23 protein-coding genes are annotated in these 18,421 nt (G+C 35.9%); 2 read left to right on the plus strand and 21 right to left on the minus strand.

What is annotated here, in order from left to right:
- The 8 genes from NH286_RS08880 to NH286_RS08915 all read right to left on the minus strand — a co-directional run.
- Positions 1 to 313 (minus strand): transposase (locus NH286_RS08880; RefSeq protein ID WP_265238371.1); only part of this gene is annotated, 313 nt, incomplete at its 3' end.
- An 86-nt stretch (positions 314 to 399) separates the two neighbouring features.
- Positions 400 to 1,077: a transaldolase family protein gene (locus tag NH286_RS08885; protein ID WP_265238372.1), complete on the minus strand. Its 678-nt coding sequence runs from the start codon at positions 1,075 to 1,077 to the stop codon at positions 400 to 402.
- Between the two features lie 12 nt (positions 1,078 to 1,089).
- Positions 1,090 to 1,740, minus strand: a complete 651-nt coding sequence (locus NH286_RS08890; protein WP_265238373.1) for a ribulose-phosphate 3-epimerase — start codon at positions 1,738 to 1,740, stop codon at positions 1,090 to 1,092.
- A 9-nt stretch (positions 1,741 to 1,749) separates the two neighbouring features.
- Entirely contained in the window at positions 1,750 to 2,658 is a 909-nt protein-coding gene (locus tag NH286_RS08895; RefSeq protein WP_265238374.1) for a class I mannose-6-phosphate isomerase, read from the minus strand.
- 58 nt (positions 2,659 to 2,716) lie between these two features.
- The gene (locus tag NH286_RS08900) at positions 2,717 to 3,538 is read right to left on the minus strand and encodes a PTS system mannose/fructose/sorbose family transporter subunit IID (protein ID WP_265238375.1); all 822 of its coding nucleotides are present in this window, start codon (positions 3,536 to 3,538) and stop codon (positions 2,717 to 2,719) included.
- A 17-nt stretch (positions 3,539 to 3,555) separates the two neighbouring features.
- Positions 3,556 to 4,380: a PTS mannose/fructose/sorbose/N-acetylgalactosamine transporter subunit IIC gene (locus NH286_RS08905; RefSeq protein WP_265238376.1), complete on the minus strand. Its 825-nt coding sequence runs from the start codon at positions 4,378 to 4,380 to the stop codon at positions 3,556 to 3,558.
- A gap of 66 nt (positions 4,381 to 4,446) precedes the next feature.
- On the minus strand, positions 4,447 to 4,938 hold the full coding sequence (locus NH286_RS08910) for a PTS system mannose/fructose/N-acetylgalactosamine-transporter subunit IIB (protein WP_265238377.1): 492 nt from the start codon (positions 4,936 to 4,938) through the stop codon (positions 4,447 to 4,449).
- Between the two features lie 17 nt (positions 4,939 to 4,955).
- Positions 4,956 to 5,381, minus strand: a complete 426-nt coding sequence (locus tag NH286_RS08915) for a PTS sugar transporter subunit IIA (protein WP_265238378.1) — start codon at positions 5,379 to 5,381, stop codon at positions 4,956 to 4,958.
- A gap of 161 nt (positions 5,382 to 5,542) precedes the next feature.
- Between NH286_RS08915 and deoC the strand changes: the two genes are divergently transcribed.
- Both deoC and NH286_RS08925 read left to right on the plus strand, forming a co-directional pair.
- Positions 5,543 to 6,250 (plus strand): deoxyribose-phosphate aldolase, encoded by a 708-nt coding sequence (gene deoC, locus NH286_RS08920; RefSeq protein ID WP_265238379.1) that lies wholly within the window; start codon positions 5,543 to 5,545, stop codon positions 6,248 to 6,250.
- Positions 6,251 to 6,261: 11 nt separating this feature from the next.
- Positions 6,262 to 6,972, plus strand: a complete 711-nt coding sequence (locus NH286_RS08925) for a GntR family transcriptional regulator (protein WP_265238381.1) — start codon at positions 6,262 to 6,264, stop codon at positions 6,970 to 6,972.
- A 537-nt stretch (positions 6,973 to 7,509) separates the two neighbouring features.
- Here NH286_RS08925 and NH286_RS08930 read toward each other — a convergent pair.
- The 13 genes from NH286_RS08930 to NH286_RS08990 form a co-directional block, all read right to left on the minus strand.
- Positions 7,510 to 7,704 (minus strand): hypothetical protein, encoded by a 195-nt coding sequence (locus NH286_RS08930; protein ID WP_265238383.1) that lies wholly within the window; start codon positions 7,702 to 7,704, stop codon positions 7,510 to 7,512.
- Positions 7,691 to 8,122: a Fe-S cluster assembly sulfur transfer protein SufU gene (gene sufU / locus NH286_RS08935; RefSeq protein ID WP_106461461.1), complete on the minus strand. Its 432-nt coding sequence runs from the start codon at positions 8,120 to 8,122 to the stop codon at positions 7,691 to 7,693. Before sufU ends, NH286_RS08930 begins: the two co-directional genes overlap by 14 nt.
- Positions 8,122 to 9,342 carry a cysteine desulfurase gene (locus NH286_RS08940; RefSeq protein ID WP_265238385.1) on the minus strand — a complete coding sequence of 407 codons (1,221 nt, stop codon included), beginning with the start codon at positions 9,340 to 9,342 and terminating at the stop codon, positions 8,122 to 8,124. The genes sufU and NH286_RS08940 overlap by 1 nt, the downstream gene beginning before the upstream one ends.
- 1 nt (position 9,343) lies before the next feature.
- The gene (locus NH286_RS08945; RefSeq protein WP_265238387.1) at positions 9,344 to 10,387 is read right to left on the minus strand and encodes a SufD family Fe-S cluster assembly protein; all 1,044 of its coding nucleotides are present in this window, start codon (positions 10,385 to 10,387) and stop codon (positions 9,344 to 9,346) included.
- Positions 10,387 to 11,799 carry a Fe-S cluster assembly protein SufB gene (gene sufB / locus NH286_RS08950; protein WP_265238390.1) on the minus strand — a complete coding sequence of 471 codons (1,413 nt, stop codon included), beginning with the start codon at positions 11,797 to 11,799 and terminating at the stop codon, positions 10,387 to 10,389. The genes NH286_RS08945 and sufB overlap by 1 nt, the downstream gene beginning before the upstream one ends.
- A 1-nt stretch (position 11,800) precedes the next feature.
- The gene (gene sufC, locus NH286_RS08955; RefSeq protein ID WP_265238392.1) at positions 11,801 to 12,532 is read right to left on the minus strand and encodes a Fe-S cluster assembly ATPase SufC; all 732 of its coding nucleotides are present in this window, start codon (positions 12,530 to 12,532) and stop codon (positions 11,801 to 11,803) included.
- A gap of 157 nt (positions 12,533 to 12,689) precedes the next feature.
- Positions 12,690 to 12,956, minus strand: a complete 267-nt coding sequence (locus NH286_RS08960; RefSeq protein ID WP_106461456.1) for an HPr family phosphocarrier protein — start codon at positions 12,954 to 12,956, stop codon at positions 12,690 to 12,692.
- Between the two features lie 129 nt (positions 12,957 to 13,085).
- Positions 13,086 to 14,492, minus strand: a complete 1,407-nt coding sequence (locus NH286_RS08965; protein WP_106461455.1) for an aminoacyl-histidine dipeptidase — start codon at positions 14,490 to 14,492, stop codon at positions 13,086 to 13,088.
- On the minus strand, positions 14,485 to 15,792 hold the full coding sequence (gene hemZ / locus NH286_RS08970; RefSeq protein ID WP_265238394.1) for a coproporphyrinogen dehydrogenase HemZ: 1,308 nt from the start codon (positions 15,790 to 15,792) through the stop codon (positions 14,485 to 14,487). The genes NH286_RS08965 and hemZ overlap by 8 nt, the downstream gene beginning before the upstream one ends.
- Before the next feature lie 76 nt (positions 15,793 to 15,868).
- On the minus strand, positions 15,869 to 16,507 hold the full coding sequence (locus tag NH286_RS08975; protein ID WP_265238396.1) for a CpXC domain-containing protein: 639 nt from the start codon (positions 16,505 to 16,507) through the stop codon (positions 15,869 to 15,871).
- A gap of 55 nt (positions 16,508 to 16,562) precedes the next feature.
- Positions 16,563 to 17,108, minus strand: a complete 546-nt coding sequence (locus NH286_RS08980) for an ECF transporter S component (protein ID WP_265238398.1) — start codon at positions 17,106 to 17,108, stop codon at positions 16,563 to 16,565.
- A 113-nt stretch (positions 17,109 to 17,221) separates the two neighbouring features.
- Positions 17,222 to 17,707 (minus strand): FUSC family protein, encoded by a 486-nt coding sequence (locus NH286_RS08985; RefSeq protein ID WP_265238400.1) that lies wholly within the window; start codon positions 17,705 to 17,707, stop codon positions 17,222 to 17,224.
- A complete protein-coding gene (locus NH286_RS08990; RefSeq protein WP_265238402.1) occupies positions 17,698 to 18,222 on the minus strand; it encodes a hypothetical protein in 525 nt (174 codons plus the stop codon). The genes NH286_RS08985 and NH286_RS08990 overlap by 10 nt, the downstream gene beginning before the upstream one ends.
- Positions 18,223 to 18,421 lie beyond the last annotated feature (199 nt).

Consider the following 18,421-nt stretch of genomic DNA (forward strand, 5'->3'; position numbering starts at 1 on the left):
CGTCAAGAAGATATTTTATTCTTAGATCATATTTACATGATTTTTCTATTTCTCTTGATGAGAATATTCCTTCAGAGTAGCAGAATATTATTATTTGAAGCATTGTTACTGGATTTACAGTAGGTTTCCTTCCAAATGATGAGTAGACTTTTTTTAGTTCTGTCAGGTCTATCCTTTCAATTATATTTTTTACAAGCCTTTGTTTTATATCATCTTGGATGTATATTTCTGTGTTAAAGTTTAATTTTAATTGAATTGTATCACCAACTAGTGTAAGATTAGTTAATGATGATGTATTTGTAACGGTTTTCATAAATACATTGTATCAGAAAAAGACGAGGATTTCACTTTCCTCGCCTTTTTTCTGTGTCAGGACTTTTGCAACAGCACCTTTTTGATTTATATAAAATCAAGCCAAGTTTTTTTACTTGGATTTAATTTTGAAAAATCATCTTTAAAGGCATTAATTGCAACATCTATATTCTTATCATCAATTAATTTAAAAATTACATCTGATGAACAAGTTGCGGATCCAATTCCTATCTCGGCCAACCTAATTAATTGGTTGCTATTTTTAAAACTAGCAGCTAAGATTTCTATTTCATATTTATTTTCAATTAGTATCTTCTGAATATTTTTTGCTATACTAATCCCATCATAACCAAGATTATCAATTCTGTTAATGTATGGAGCTAAATAATTTGCCCCTGCTTCAGCAGCCAAGTATGCCTGGTTTATTGAATATATTGCTGTCGCTGTGATTTTAAACCCTTCCTTAGATAGGTATTTAATAGCTTTTAGCCCCTCTGGATTGACAGGAACTTTAACATAAGTATTGGCACCTAGCTTTTCATTTAGAAATTCTGCTTCCTTAATTATTTCTTCGGCCCTATCTTCAAGCACTTGGACATGGAGTTGATCTTCACCGATGACTTGTCTAATCTTTTGCAAATGTTCAAGTGGATTTCCACCTGCTTTAGCTAGGATGGACGGATTGGTAGTAACGCCCGATACTGGGTAATATTCATATATTTTTCTTATATTTTCAATATTTGCATCATCTATTATTAATTTCATTTTTGCCTACTTTTAAGATTTCAATCTCTTAATAATTTCTTCATATGATTCATCTTTGCCAAACAAAGCAGATGTCCCCAAAATAAAACCATCTACCCCTTTATTTTTTAGGTAGTTTACCTTTTCTTCAGATATAGCTCCGTCTACAAATATTTCAAAATTGTATTTAGACTTTAATTCTGCAAGTTTAAATATTTTTTCATCTACATAATCTAAATATTTTTGGCCTGCAAAACCTGGGTTTACTGTCATTACTAGAACTATATCCGCTAAATTTAATAGCTCTATAATAGAATAGGCACTTGTGCTCGGACTAACAACCAAGCCTACTTTCATCCCATTTTCTTTTATTTTTGCCAGGGTTGTTGATATTAAAGGGTCTCCTTCTGAATGGACATAGACTATGTCTACACCCGCATTCTTAAAAAGTTCTATGTGATCAGTTGCATTTATTGACATCAAGTGAACATCAATTTCCTTGTTTGTATTTCTCCTGACTGTATTGATATCTTGTAAACCCATGCCAAAATTTGGCACGAAGTTTCCATCCATAATATCTATGTGAAAAATATCTGCTCCTGACTTATCTAGGCTAACTACTTCATCTTTTAAATTGTCAAAATTCGCACACATCAATGATGGGCATATTTTAATATTAGTCAAATCGTCTCCTTATAAAAAATATAAATTTGGTGTAGCAACCACCACTTCATCTGCTGCTTTATCGATATTTACGCCTTCTCCAGGTAGGATTAATACACTCTGACCTTGGATAAGCTCATGACTATCTATAACAGCGCTTCCTTTTGTAATTGTTATTGCTTGGGCGATTTTATTATTGTTTGTATATTGGCCACTTATTTTTGTTCTCAATAAATTAAATGGTTTATATTTCAATTCAGAATCATTTTCAAAGTTTTTTATAGATACTTTATTGCTAGATACAATTGTAGTAATCCCATCTTCTAGGTGTAATTGTCTAGGATTTCCATCTTTATCTAGCCTATCATAGTCATAAAGTCTATAGGTAATATCTGAAGATTGTTGGATTTCATAGACTAATGATCCTTCTGTTAGGGCGTGAAGAGTTCCTGCCTCTACATAGACTATATCATCTTCATCAACTTTCACCTTATTTACAACTGACTCATAATCTTTATTAAGAATTTTATCTTTAATAAGTTTCTTATCATCGATATCAGTTTCTGCATGTATCCAACCTTTGTTTGGCTTTTCTATGAAATACCAGGCCTCACTCTTGCCAATCATTTTGTTTTCATGCTCTTTTGCATAAGCATCAGTTGGGTGGACTTGTATACTTAAGTCCTCATCAGCAGATGTAAATGAAATTATTAGGGGAAAATCAACACCATCAACTAAGCCAAATTTTTCTGGATTAGCTTTAACAGCTGAATAAAGATCTTTATTCTCATCTCCATATAAAATTTCGCAAGAAATCTCTTTTATTCCACTTGCTGTATAGACTGAGCCAATTTTTTCGATTTTTTTATCCCCACAATAGTCATACAATCTTTTAGTTCCCCATACTTTTTCATTTGAAACAGTATTTAATATAATCATTGAAATTCTCCTTAAAAAATAGACTGTTACAGTTTATAGTCTGCAACAGTCTAATTACTTAAAATAATCCTAATATTACGCCGACAGATACTATAGCAACTAGAATTAAAATTACTTTAGTAGCAGATACTTTTTTGTGTTTTAATAGCCAATAAGATAGCATGACAACTGCAAATGGTAATAATTTTGGGAATATACCATCTAGTAGTGCTTGTAATTGTTGTACTTCTGATCCCATTGGAATCTCAATTTTAGTAGTTAGGTTTATGTTTGCTGCTGCTAGAGCTCCAACAACCATAACACCTACTACGTTAAATGCACTTGTAATTCTTTGAGCGTTTTCACCTACTATTGTATCAATCGCATTAATACCAAGCTTATATCCATAGTTAAATGAAATATAAGTAATAAAGGTTCCTATAATTGCATAGGAAATTATATAGAATAATGGGCCTAGGGCGCTTCCTTGTGCTGCAAGTCCCATACCAATTGATAGCAAGGTTGGAACTATGATTCCTTGGATGATTGAATCACCGATACCAGCAAGAGGTCCCATCAAAGTAGTTTTGATATTAACTGGCATATCTTCAGAAATTTCTTCACCTAGAGCGATTTGCTCTTCTAGTGATGTTACAATACCTGTAACAAGTTGTCCTGTTTGAGGCTCTGTATTGTAAAACATTGAATGTCTTTCCATAAGTCTTTTTGCTGCCTCAGGATCATCGCTGTAGTATTTTTTAGCAAATGGTGTGAAGGTATATGCCCAAGCATGTCCTTGCAACTTTTCATAACTCATTGAAGCTAAGTGAGAGCAACCCCATCTTTTCCAAATTTGTTTTCTTTCTTTTGGAGTTAATTTTTCTTTATTATTGTTAGTCATTGTTTTCCCTCCGTTAATTAAAATAAATCATCATCTTCATAGTAGTCTGCGTTTTCAGCTGAGCTTGTTTCAGCAACAACAGTTCTACTTCCTGAAGCCAAATATACTATATATGCAACTAGGGCAGATAGGATTACAACCGGAATCATTGGAAGTCCTGCGAAAGTTGTTAGGGCAAAACCAACTAAGAAAAATATAAAGTGAATCTTTTCTTTAATAACAATGTTCATCAACATAGCGATTCCTAGAGCAGGTAGTACACCACCTAAGATAGTAATAATATCTGTAACTTTTTCAGGAATACTATTTAATAGCCAGTCAACTATTGGTTGACCAAAATATACTGCTAAGAAAACAGGAACTGCTCTTAGTAAGAATGTTGTAATTGCTGGTCCAATTATGTGGTTAAATCTAATGCCATCATAATCTAATTCTTCTGCTGCTTTTTGTGCACGAGTATTCCAGAAAGAATATCCTGCTCTACCTGTATTGTAGAAAATAAGTCCGAATGTTTGACCAATCAATATAGATAGGGTAACAGCTATAGCGGGGTTTCCTCCAGTAGCCATTGCTAAACCAATACCACCGTAACCTGCGTAAGTGATCTCACTATTGGTAGTACCACCTGTTGAAAGGTTAGCTATAAATACACCTTGTACTGCAACACCACACAAAACACCTGCTTTTACATCGCCAAAGGCTAAACCCATAATAAGTCCTGCAACTAGAGGTCTACCTAAAATGTAAAAACCTCCTGTCATACCAAATGCGAATGGACTTTCAATAGCACCTAGAAAACAAAATATGCCTGCAATAAGAGCTGGTAAAAATAAATTATCCATAATATCTCCTTATATAATATCTTTAGGTTTTTAAAAGGAACCTAATAACCTCAAATAAACGAATTATTATTGAGCATCATACAACTTTTTGATTTGCTCCCATGTTCTTATAGAATCCTCAGGGATAATTTGGAATTGAAGTTCAATGCCATGATTGTGCATATACTCAAAAGCATCATAGTCAGCTTGGTCAATTGCTGTTGTTTTTCCTAATACTTTTGCACCTGGTCTTGTATTCATTGGTCCAATATTTAATACCTTACCAAAATCTCCACCAAGTTTTAATATTTTTGCAAAGTTTTGAGGTGAATCAGATATAATAAAGAAATTCTTTTTAGATTCACTTGCCATTTTGATTTTTTCAATGGCTGTTTCATTGTCGTATATTCCTAGTTTATAAGGATTGGCTGCTGATCTTAAAACTTTTTTTCTTAAATCATCATTTGCAACCTTATCACTAGCGATTACAAATGCGTCTAATTTTCTTGATGCTGCCCATCTTGTCATTGTTTGTCCGTGAATAACTCTGTCGTCAACTCTTGCTAATGTAATTGTCATATCTTTCTCCTTATAAATTAAAAATCTAAATCATCATCATCGTCGTCTGAATCATCTATTTCACATTTAACAATAGATTCTTTACCGACACTTAAACCAATATTTACTAATTCTTCAGTAGAAGAGCTCATATCTAGGCTGGTGCCACATTCTATTAGCATAGGTAGGTTCATACCTGCTAGAATCTCTACTTTGCCAGGATTTTCTAGCTTAAACCTATAAGCTTCATTATATGGAGTTCCACCCTGGATATCAGAAAGAACTAATACCTCGTCGATCTCAATTAATTCAGTAAGTTTACTTCTTAATTTTTCAGAGAAGACGCCTATTCCATCATCACCTAAGCTTATTGAAATGATATTATCATTTTGACCTGCTATCATTTCATAGCTTTCTTTTATCCCGTGGCAGAAATTACCATGAGATACTAATAATAGCTTCATAATACCTCCTAAAATATACATATGTAATTACATATCTATTCTTAAGTAATATGATAACCTTTACAAATCTAATTGTCAAGTCGTTTTTAAAATATTTCTTGATATTTCTTTGAAACATGGTAATATATACTATGTAATAACATATACGTGGAGGTTTAAAAATGACAAGACAGTACACACTCAAGGAATTAACTAGATTTGTTGATCACACAAACTTACATGCTGATGCAAGCAGAGAAGACATGAAGAAATTATGCCAAGAAGCTGTTGACTATAATTTCAAAATGGTTGCAATCAACTCTGTTCAAAGCAAGGCATGTGCAGAATTTTTAAAAGACTCAGATGTTCATGTTGGCGCAGCTATTGGATTTCCTCTAGGCCAACAGACAATAGCTACAAAAGTTTTTGAAACAGAAGATGCAATTAAAAACGGTGCTGATGAAATTGATTATGTTATCAATTTAACAGAAGTTGTTGATGGTAATTTTGACTATATTAAAGATGAAATGGAACAAATTGTAAAAATTTGTAGAGATAATAATGTAATTTCTAAAGTTATATTTGAAAACTGCTATCTAAACAAAGATCAAATTAGAAAACTTGCTGAAATTTCAAAAGAAGTAAAACCTGACTTTATTAAAACATCAACAGGTTTTGGTCCTTCAGGCGCAACAGTAGAAGATGTTAAGCTTATGAAGGAAGTTGTTGGCGATACTGTAAAAGTTAAGGCTGCTGGCGGAATCAGAGATGTAGATACATTCATAGCTATGATTAAAAATGGAGCAGAAAGAATTGGTACTAGTTCAGGAATAGCAATTAGCGAAGAATTAGAAAAACTAATATCTGATAAAGGCTCTATTGAAATCTAATTAATACAAATTTGAAAAAAAAACTTTACGAAATCATTAGGGACGATTTATTAGAAAAAATTAAAGACTCTACCTTTGAAATAAATGAAATGATTCCTAAAGAAACTGATTTGGCTCTTGAATATGGGGTCAGTCGTCCTACAGTCAGACAAGCCATTCAAGCCTTGGTTGATGAAGGTTATCTTGATAGGGTAAAAGGTAAGGGTACTTTTGTAAAAAACAAAAAAATAACTCAGGATTTTACAAATATAATAAAGAGTTTCAATGATGATATGAAGGCCAAAGGTATTATACCTAGAACTAAATTAATATCTTCTGACCTTGTCGAATGTCCAGAACGTGTCGCAAATGCACTACATCAAAAATCCAAAAGCAAAGTAATCAAAATATGTAGACTTAGATACGCTGATAGTATACCAGCAGTATTGGTAAACACCTACCTTCCTTATGATGGATTAGAAAATTTAATAGGAATAGACTATTCTTCAGTTAGTTTATATACTTGCCTAGACCAGCTAGGTTACAAAATAAATAAAGTTAGCAGAATACTAGAGATGAAAATATCGGATGAACTCTCAGCTTCACTGTTAAATATAGCTTGTGGGGACCCATTATTTTTCTTTAAAACAATAGGTTATCACAAAGATCTACCTCTAGAATACTCTGAAGCTTGGTATAACGGAAATATAAATTCCTTTAAATTTGAGATTACAATTAATTAAAATCTAAGTTTTAAATACCATAAAAACACCCCCAATTAGCTAAGCTAATTGAAGGGTGCTTTTTTGTTTAATAATATACTAATCTTCTTTATTTTTTACATTTATTTACAAAACTTCTTACAAAAGCAAATAATAAAGACCCCTCTGGGTCTCAGACTGTTGACAAAGTGACAAAATCCAAAAGGAAGCGTTCCATTCGAAAGAAATTTTAAGAAATTCAAATCGAAATAATACGAACGTAAATCGCACTGTTTGAGCCTTAGCGAGTTTGCGATTTACAGTATTATAAGATTTAGAATTTCTAAATTTCTGTAGTTGGATAAGCGTTTTTGGATTTTGTCTACGCTCTGATATCCCTTTGGGTCTTTAGACTTTAAGTCCTAGATTTCCTATATAGGCATTAAGCTAATCAGCTTAAGGGGTTTATGGAGATCAATTTATCATCGAAATTGCCCATACTTAGGATTAAGGAAAATAATAATCAAATATCTTCAATTTTCATATTTTCCTTATTTTTTGATTCAATTTTAACATTTCCTATAAGTCGCTTTTGATATTTTCAATTTTTTTGTATTTTACATAAGCATTAGCACTCATTAGGAGGGCTACTATTAGGATTAGCCACCAAAATTTGTTTTCCTTTTTGTATTGGAGGAAACAAAGGATGTAGACTAGGCCTGCTGTGATTAGGGATGTGATGAATTCTAAGTTTTCTAGCTTATTTTTCTTCATCTAAGACTGCCCTTAGGGTGTTCCATGACAAAAGAGCACAGTTTACCCTTTGTGGCATGTTTCTGATGTTTTGGAAGGCTACTGCATCTTCTAATTCTTCTAGCTCTTCATCTGTCACATCTTCTCTTTTGATCATTCTTTGGTAGATGTCTGCCATCTTGTCAGCCTGTTCTTTGGTTTTGCCTATTAGCATGTCACACATTACTGATGTGGCTGCCTGGCTTATGGCACAACCATCGCCTGTGAAGGCTGCATCTACGATTTTATCTCCATCTAATTTTAGTTGTAATACTATCTCGTCACCACAAGATGGGTTGTGGCCGTCTTCTTTGATGTCAGGATCTTCTAGGTCATGCTTGTTGGCTTGATTTCTTGAATGATCTAGGATTATCTGACTATATATTTCTTGCATATCCATTATAGTCCCATTACCTTTCTTACATTTCTAAGCTCTTTTGCAAAGATTTCGACCTCTTCCCTGGTGTTATAAATGGCAAAGGAGGCTCGGGCTGTGGAGCTTAGGCCAAGATAGGTATGAAGTGGCATGGCACAGTGGTGGCCGCTTCTTACTGCTATCCCCTTGCTGTCAAGGATTGAGGCTATGTCGTGTGGGTGGATGTCTGTGAAGGCGAAGGAGATTAGGGCTCCTTCTTCGGCAGATTTTGGATGAACTATCTTTATATTTTCTATGTCCTTAATTAGGTCATAGGCATATTCTGTTAGTTCCATCTCATGAGCGTGGATTTGATCCATACCGATTTCTTCTACATATTTTATCGCTTCAACCAGACCTATTACCCCACCTACATTTGGTGTACCCGCCTCAAATTTGAGGGGTGCTTTTGCAAAAGTTGAATAATCTTCATAGACATATTCTATCATATCTCCGCCTAGATTAAAAGGCTTCATCTTATCTAAAAGCTCAGCTTTGCCATAAAGGACGCCTATGCCCATTGGGGCGTAGATTTTATGGCCTGAAAAGACTAGAAAATCACAATCTAAATCTCTTACATCGACCTTCTTGTGGGCTATTAATTGGGCTGCATCTACTATAGTTGTAGCTCCTACTTCTTTGGCCCAGGTGATTATTTTTTTGACATCAATAATCTCGCCTGTGACATTTGAAGCTCCTGTTACGGAGACAATTTTTGTCTTATCGTTTATCTTTGCTTTTAGGTCATCATAATCTAGGGAAGCATCTTCCTTAAGGTAGGCATAGACTAGCTTTGCCCCTGTAGCCTTGGCTACCATTTGCCAAGGAACGAGATTTGCGTGGTGCTCTAGGATTGTGATTAGGATCTCATCGCCTGCCTTTAGATTGTCTAGGCCATAGGAATAGGCCAAGAGATTTAAGGCTTCGGTTGTAGTCTTGGTGTAGACTATTTCATTCCTTGATCCTGCATTTATAAATTTCTTTATGACATCCCTACCATTTTCATAGGCCTCTGTAGCTACCCATGACAAATAGTGGGCTCCCCTGTGGGGATTGGCGTTTTTGTACTTATAATAAGAATCAACAGCTTCTATGACCCTGTTAGGTTTTTGGCTAGTTGCTGCTGTGTCTAGGTATATTACATCCTTTCCTACCTTTTTTGAGTCAAGGTAGGAAAAGTCATTTCTAATTTTTTCTATATCCATATTAATGCCTGCTATTTAGCTTGTGGACTTGGTCTTTGATGTGATTTCTTAGATCTTCATCCTCAATTTTATCTATGGCAGGGGCAAAGTTTGCCTCTAGCATCATTGATTCTGCTTGCTTTTTGCTAAAGCCACGGCTCATGATGTAAAAGAGCATTTCCCTGTTCATCCTGCCCACGCTTGCGGCATGCTTGCCTGCTACTTCTCTTTCTTCATTGAGAAGGATTGGGGCAGACTTATTGATGACCTTATCTGATAGCATCATAGAATAATCTCCTATCTTGCCATCTGCCTTGGTACATCCACGTCTAAGGTCTACTATGCCCTTAAAATTCTTTTCAGCTCTTTCTTTTAAGGCCCCGTTAAAGAGGGCAGATGAGTCTGTCTCTAGGCCGTAGTGTTCATTTACAGCCATTAGGTCTAGGTATTCTTCCTTGGATTTGAAGTAAATACCATCTTCTATGACCTTGGCCTTATGACCTCTTAGGATATTTCTGATGTTGACCATAGATTGGCTGGCTCCTATTTCTATATAGGTGATATCAAGCTCTGCCCTATCTCCTAGCCTTGTGGCTATGGAGTTAAGGTTTGTCGCCTCACTTAATAGATTTACAAGGACTACTAATTTCACCTTAGAATCCTCTTCAAGATTCACTCTTATTTGTGAGTTGATAAAAGCTTTTTTGGCTCCTTGGTCAGAAAAATCAACCAAGAAGGAAGACTCAGAATCCCTTCCTGCATTTATGTCTATGGCAGAAACCAGGATATTATTTTCATCATCAAGCTTAAAGTGAATAAATTCTGTGTCCTTTTTATCCTTGATATCATAAGCCTTGTAATAATTTCTAAAGTCTTTGTTTTCTTTTTTTATTTCATCGCTTAGGCCGTAAATTTCGCTAGCAAAAGCCTCATCTACTATATCTAAGCTTCCTTCTGAGTTTGCATTTTCAAAAGGAATTCTTTCTATTTCTACTAATTCATAATCAGCCGAATTTAGTCCTAGGTAGGCCCAAGTTGGCTGTCTCATTTGATTTATCTTTGTCATCAGCCGTTTGCTCCTTCAAGTTCCATATCGATTAGATTATTCATCTCAACTGCATATTCTAGAGGCAAGAGCTTTGATACTGGCTCTGCAAAACCTCTTACTATCATTGACTTAGCCTCATCTTCTGGAATTCCCCTGCTCATTAGGTAAAATACCTGGCTTTGGTCAATTGAACCGATTTTCGCCTCATGTCCACAGTCTACATCGTCATTTCTAATATCAAGCACTGGTATGGTATCTGACTGGGAACCTTCTGAAATCATGAGGTTTTCACAGTCTACGGTTGATTTTGAACCGGCTGAGTTTTTCCTCATTTCAACTAGGGAACGAGTCATGGACTTACCATTGCCTGCTGTAATTGACTTGGTTAGGGCTGTTGAATAGGTTTCTGGAGCAAGGTGGATCATAGAGCAACCATTGTCTATATATTGGCCATCACCTGCAAAGGTAATACCTGTATATTCTGCTCTGGCCTTTCTACCAGCAAGGACTGAAGTTGGATAAAGCATGGATACCTTTGATCCAAAGGATCCTGATACCCAAATCATCTTGCCGCCTTCTTGGATTATGGCACGTTTGGTGTTTAGGTTATACATATTCCTTGACCAGTTTTCTATAGTTGAGAACCTTACTTCGGCATTTTTGCCGACAAAAATTTCTACTGAACCTGCGTGTAGGTTTACGACATTGTATTTTGGCGCAGAACAACCTTCTATGAAGTGAACCCTAGAATTATCTTCTGCTATTATCATTGTGTGTTCAAATTGTCCAGCTCCTGGGGCATTTAGCCTGTAGTAGGATTGGAGAGGTATATCTACCTTTACTCCTTCTGGTACATAGATTAGGGAACCACCTGACCAAACGGCACCGTGAAGGGCTGCATACTTATGAAGTGTAGGTGGGATTGCCTTTTGGAAATATTTTTTGACTAGGTCTTCATGCTCTCTAATAGCTGAGGTGAAGTCCATAAAGATTACTCCCTGGTCTTCTAGGTGTTTTTGGATAGAGTGGTAAACTTCCTCACTATCGTATTGTGCACCTACACCTGCAAGGCTTTCTTGCTCAGCTTGTGGTATTCCAAGCCTATCGAAGGTATCTTTTATATCTTCAGGTAGGGCTTCCCAGGCAGTTTTCTTATCTGTTGGTGGCTTGACATAGGTAGTGATATCTGCCATATCAAGCTCAGATAAGTCTGGTCCCCAAGAAGGGTTTGGTGTCTTTTCAAATATTTCAAGAGATTTTAATCTTCTCTTTCTCATCCATTCTGGTTCATTTTTCTTATCGGATATTTCGTTGACTATATCAGCATTTAGACCCTTTTCAGTGATATCTGAATAAATAAATTCATTAAAAAAGTCATAATAACCGCGGTCAATATCCGTTAGTTGGTCTTCAATATTGATTTCTTTCATATTACACCCATTCGTATCCTTCAGCTTCGATCCTATCCATTAGGTCATCGCCTCCTGAATATTTGATCTTGCCATCTTTTAGAATGTGCACATAGTCAGCCTTGATATTGGCTAAAATTTCCCTGTGGTGGGTGATGATTATTACAGATTTTTCCCCATCTAGGAAGTCTTCTATACCCTTTGATACAATCCTTACCGCATCAACATCAAGACCTGAGTCTGTCTCATCAAGTAGGGCAAGCTTTGGACTTAGCATTTGCATTTGTAGGATTTCTGATTTCTTTCTCTCTCCACCAGAAAAACCTACATTTACATACCTATTGGCATAAGAATCATTAAGCTTAAGGTCTTCCATCTCTTTTTGTAATTTTTTATTGAAGGCAAGAATTTTTGGCTTAGAACCTGTGATTTGCTCTTCAGAAATTCTTAGAAAGTCTGATAATTTTACACCAGGAATCTCATCTGGATGTTGGAAGGACATAAAGATACCAAGTCTAGCTCTCTTATCAACGCTAAGATCTGTTATATCTTCGCCTTCAAAATAAATCTTTCCTTCCTTAACTTCATAAATAGGATTGGCCATGATGGCATTCATAAGGGTTGATTTACCTGATCCATTAGCCCCCATGACTACGTGGACCTCGCCCTTTCCTACCTTAAGGTCAATACCCTTTAATATATCTTTATCTTTCGCTGAAACGTGAAGATTTTCTATTTTTAATAATTCAGTCATATCTACCTCTTTATACTTCTCTTTTTTTTCTACTCTTAAATCATACCTTTTTACTAGGGATTATCAATAAACTTCCACTAATCACAATACCCCAAAGGGCACAAAAAAACGAGCCCTTGCTCGTCTTGATGTTTGTTAGTAAGTAAGTATTTATATGCTAATAGTTATTTAGCTTATTTTCTACTAAATCTATTAGCGATTTAACGGCTTCTTCTTCTTCATCGCCTTCTGCTCTTATGATTATGTCATCGCCTTTAGAAGCACTCATGCTCAGAACTGACATGATAGACTTGGCATTGTATGACCTGCCTGCTTTTTCGACACTTATATCACAAGGAAATTGAACGGCTTGTCTTATAAATATGGATGCTGGTCTAGCATGTAAACCAATTTCATTCGAAAGCGTTACTTTTTGTTCGTACATGATACCTCCTTCGTCATATATTCTTTTCCCTAATATAAGGATACTCGAATTTTGTTAATTTGCAAACGATTTTATAAATAATTAAAATATAGCTGAAACCCTCGCAGATTTCAGCTATTGCTAATTTAACTAAATTCTTTCAAGTAATTCTACTAGGAATTTGTAGTTATTTGCTACTGATTCTATATTTACCCTTTCTGCTGGTGAGTGGGCACCTTCTATATCAGGACCGAAGGAGATCATCTCTGTATCTTTGAGGGTCTTTTTGAAAAGTCCGCATTCTAGGCCACCATGAGTTGTAGAAACTTCCATTTCATCTCCGTGAACATCCTTCCAAACTTCTTTTGCAAGATCGATTATTGGAGAATCTTCCCTTTGCCAGCCAGAATATTCACTTACAACTTCAGAATTTCCGCCAAAATATTCTACAAGGAGGGCTTGTTTTTTGGCCCAGTCTTCCTTTTGAGAGTCGATTTCTGACCTATTCATGAGGTTGACAAAGATTGAATCTTCCCTATCTTCTAGAAGGCCAAGGTTTGAGCTTGTGACAATTGATCCGTCTACCTTTTTATATAGACCATCGTGGATTGTGTATAAAAAGTCAATAATTCTCTTTGAAAGGTCTTTGCTTAGGACCTTGCCATCAAAATTAGCTTCTTTTACCCAAATTTCCCCATCTGGATCTACATCCTTGTATTCGTTTCTAACTTCTGCAATTCTTTCATTGATTATTTTTATTGCATCTTCTCTATTTGCTACTGCAAATACAGCACTTGCTGCTGATGGGATGGCATTTCTCTTAACTCCGCCATTTGCCCTTGCAATTTGTAGGCCATCTATGCCTTGGATAAGGCGAGCTAGGGTTTTTATAGCATTTAGCCTAAATTCATCTATTTCCATACCTGAATGGCCGCCTGCAAAGCCTTTTAGGCCAACTTCTACAAAGTCTCCAAGTGGCTGTTCATATTCTTTAGGGAAGTTTACTTCAAGGTCAAGACCCCCTGCACAGCCTACAGTTAGGATTCCTTCTTCTTCAGAATCTATGTTAATTAGGTATTTGGCTGTAATTTGGCTAAGGTCAAGTCTGCCTGCACCACCCATTGAGGTTTCTTCTTCAGTTGTGATAATTGCCTCGATTGGGCCATGTTTTAGGGAATCATCGTCTAAAACAGCCATGATAAAGGCAACACCTATGCCATCATCTGCCCCTAGAGTTGTTCCATCAGCTGTAATCCAGCCGTCTTCTTCAATTAGTTTGATTGGGTCTTTTTCAAAATCGTGATTGCTTCCTTCAACTTTTACACAAACCATATCCATGTGGCCTTGAAGGGCAACTATTGGATGATCTTCGTAGCCTTTTGATGCAGGCTTTCTAATAATCACATTTAGGGCCTCATCTTGGCTTACTTCTAGGTTTCTTTCCTTGGCAAAATTCACAAGAAAGTCAGATACTTCCTTTTCATTGCCGCTTTCTCTAGGAATTTCTGCTAATTGTCTAAAAAATTTAAATACGTAATCTGAATAAGCTTTATCCATTTATATCCTCCAAATATTCTTTAATCATCTTATTTTTGGCCCTTAAAATCTCATCAAAATCCTGGTAATAATCTCTTAAATTTCTAGGATTTCTGAATTTATTTCCATTTTTAAGCTTGGAATTGGCATTCATGCCCAGGCCAATAATATTTGAGATTTCTTCATTAATAATAATATTATACCTCTGCGATGTATTATTTCTTTGATAACCGACATTTTCGAGGTTAGATACGATATTTTTTTGCCTATAAAGATAGTAGGGCTTGTAGGAAAATTTCCTAGTAAATTCATCAATTTTTTCTGAAATTATAAGGGCTTGGTCTCTCTCACCAGCCAAATCTTTCTCCTTATACTTTGACCCAGACTTTATAGCAAGGGCGTGGAAGGTGATATTATCCGGTAAGAGTTCTCCTAGGATTTTAAAATTCTTGGCAAAATCTTTTGAATTTTCTCCTTCTAGACCTATTATAAAGTCCATATTTATTATAAAGCCAAGGTCCCTTGCCTTTTTATAAATATTTAGGAAATGGTCATAATCATAGGGCCTGTTGAGAGACTTTAGGATATTTTTATTAAAGGTCTGAGGATTTAGGGAAATCCTCTCAACTCCTCCTGCCTTTAGGACCTCAAGCTTGGCCTTATCAAGCGTATCTTCCCTGCCAGCCTCAAAGGTAAATTCCTGGTAGGTAAATTTATTATTTATGGCAGCAAGCAAATTTTTAATCTCATCTGCCCCTAAAAATGAAGGAGTACCTCCACCTATATAAATTGCATCAAGGGTCCTTGGAAGACTGCTTTCTTCTATCTCTCTGATTAAATATTCCACATAGGCTCCCCTGTCGTGGTGGGGACCAACTAAAGTCGGATAGGAGCAATAATCACACCTAGTGGGACAAAAAGGGATATTTATATAAAGGCTAAAGGCTTTCTCATCAAAGGATAGCCTTTCTTGTTCGCTCTTAACCTCTTCTAAGAGCCTAATTTTCTCATCTGAGACCTTGTAGGTCTCTTTGATTTCTTCTAAACTCTTAGCTTTTAAAAGCTTGGATGGCTTTGATCCTGTAAGGGTCCCCCAAGGTGACTTATAGCCAGTAAGAGCCGATAAAATTTCATAAAGTTTTGCTTTTAGGTCCTTATTATCAGCATATGGATAGGATTTACCCTTATAAATAATTTCTTCCTGGCCGAGACTTAAGTCAAAATCATCATCAGTGAAATTTATATCCTCGTGGTCAAAAAATATATTTAGGATATCATATACGATTTTTCTTTGTTTTTTTTCTTCTAATTTTATCTTCATAGGGAAATTATACAAAATATTCAAAAAAAGACTAGGCTAATCAAATAGTCAAGTCTTTTTAAATGATTAAAATATTTTATTTAGTCCTCAAAAATTCCTCTGCCCAGGACCTATCTATCAAATGATTTAGGTCTTTTTTGATGATTTCCCCGTAATTATTTACGATTGTATCATATAGGGTTTGTGAAAAATCTAGGCTTGCCCCTACATTGAGGGCTGTTTCTAGGTAGAATTTATTGTCTGCCCCATAGTAGAAGCTTTTGATTTGTTCTACCTTATAAGCAAAGTCATCGGAATGGACTAGGAAATATTTCATAAGCTCAATTACCCTATCATCAAGGCCTTTTTCGAAGATTAAAATCTTCTCCTTGAGGGATGGATAGTCGTAAGTTATTCTTAGCCTGTGCTTATAAAGCTCGTTTTTCCTATCTAGGCCAATTAGGCCAAGGGATGTGGAAAAGGCTAGCCTTGCCTTCTTGTCGATGAAGTCTGGATCATTTATAATCATAAAAGACTTTGACTCATCTGTATAGGCAAAGCGGTAGTTTAGGATAAAGGCCCTGCCACATTCTGGGCAAGTCATTTCCCCAAATATCCCCTCTAAAATCTCATTTCTTTCTGGCTTATCAGCAAAAATTGCTGTTGGCAAGTCTTTTTCAAAGCTTACCCCACACTTGGGACAAGCTATTTCAAATCTTTTCTCTCTTCTTTGCATGTCTAATCTCCTTATCTTGGGCTACTTATTATTAATATTTACCCAATTTGGGAGACTAGTCGCCAAATTTTACAGCTTTTAGGAGAGGAATAGCCAAAATTGATGCTATGATTATTGAAATAACCGCATTTGTAAGTGATACTCCTGCCTTTTGGATTACTTCTGCCATAGTCGCTTCTAGGGTTAGACCAAGGATAAATTTATTTTTAATAAAGGTCTTACCTAGGTATAAAACCACATAGGTGATTTGGCCTAAAATTGATCCGATAACAATTTTTGGTTTATCTACAAGTTCTTTCCTATTTTTGTAAATCATGCCTGCTACAAAGGCCATGGCAAATTTAGTGATAAAGGTAACTGGAGCTGATGTGAAGTAAACTGGGTCAAATAAGTCAAATAAAGCTGAGCCCACACCTGCTGCAAGTCCACCATTGACTGGACCTAAAAGAAGGCCTGCTAAAAGGCAAAATACATTTCCCAAATGAAACCTAGTTTGTCCAAGCGGAGTTACTATTGGAATTTGGAAAAACCTTGAAAATATGTACACTAGAGCTGTAAATAAACCCATGTATACGAGTTTCTGAGTAGTAAGTTTTTTCATAATAATCCTTTCTTTTCTATGCAATATTCTATCCCCCCTACTATACCACATTTTAGGAATTTGATAAAATAAATATAAAAAAGGAGCTAAATTTAGCTCTTAAAAGTCTAAAATTACGATTCTTTAATCTTAAAATCTATATAATTTACATAAAAAGCCACAAGGACTCCGATTAGGGTGTCGATTATCCTGTTGATGGCGAAATTAAAAGGCACTAGGTCGCCTGCGTGGTTGATAGTAACTGACAAAAATACAATGCCAGCTATGGATACAGCATCTTTTTTATTTATATTTGCCATAACCCATATTACCACTGTCACAAGGATTGCCGTTATAATCAGCCTTAAAAGATCAGGAATTGACCCAGCTGGGAAAATCAAAAGGTAGAAAAGGCCCACAAAGCCTCCAAAGATTGTCCCTATTATCCTACCCAGGCCCTTGTGGTAGGTTTGGTGGACATTTTGCTGCATACATATGATAGCAGCAATTGCCGAATAAAAGGCAAGGCCCTCGCCTGGCCTAAAATGGGATATGATCATGGAAATAAGGACAGCTAAACCTGTTTTTCTAATCCTTGGCCCTGGCATCCTTAATTGCATAGGACTCCTCTTAGGTAGTCATAAAAGCTTTCTTCGTTCACCTTATTTACCAGATAGGCCTTTGGTCTTTGTGATGAATGGTCGATTGTCTTTTCATCAAAATTAACCTTAAGACCTGCCGCATCAAAGATAAAGGCTTCTGGCCTTTGGGATAGGTAGAGAAGGAGGGCTCCAGCAAGGGCTTCTTTATCATAATTTTCCAAAATCCTTGCTAAATTTGGGTCGGAGTTTTTGATTTTTTCCAAATCTTCATCATCAAGGGTGAATTTTTTTGCAAATTTCTCATCTATGGCAAATATTTCTATGCCTGATCCTAAGATAAAATCAAGGTCTTCAAGGTCTTCCTTATCCATTTTCTTGGCATCTGGCAAGATTAAAAATATGTGGTCGATAAAATCTATCAGATCTTCAAATTCTCTTAGGCCCTTGGCAATATTTCCTAGGTCCCCAGATGCGATTATATCTAATCTTCCGCAGTCGCTTGCTATGTCGTAGAGATTTTCAAAAGCATCCATCTCTTCTAGATAATCGCCTTTTGCCTTAAAAATTTCATCATCAAAGGCAGATTCCTTGTCAAAATAGTTTCTTGGTCGAGTAGGTCGGGGATATTACTATCCCTTTCCCCTCTAAGAACCGTGCATGAGAGTTTCCCCTCACACGGCTCAAGTTTTTATAAGCCCTAATTAAAGAGCCAGCGTGTTTTCTTCATCATTT

This window comes from Anaerococcus sp. NML200574, from assembly GCF_026131665.1.
GTDB classification, from domain to species: domain Bacteria; phylum Bacillota; class Clostridia; order Tissierellales; family Peptoniphilaceae; genus Anaerococcus; species Anaerococcus kampingae.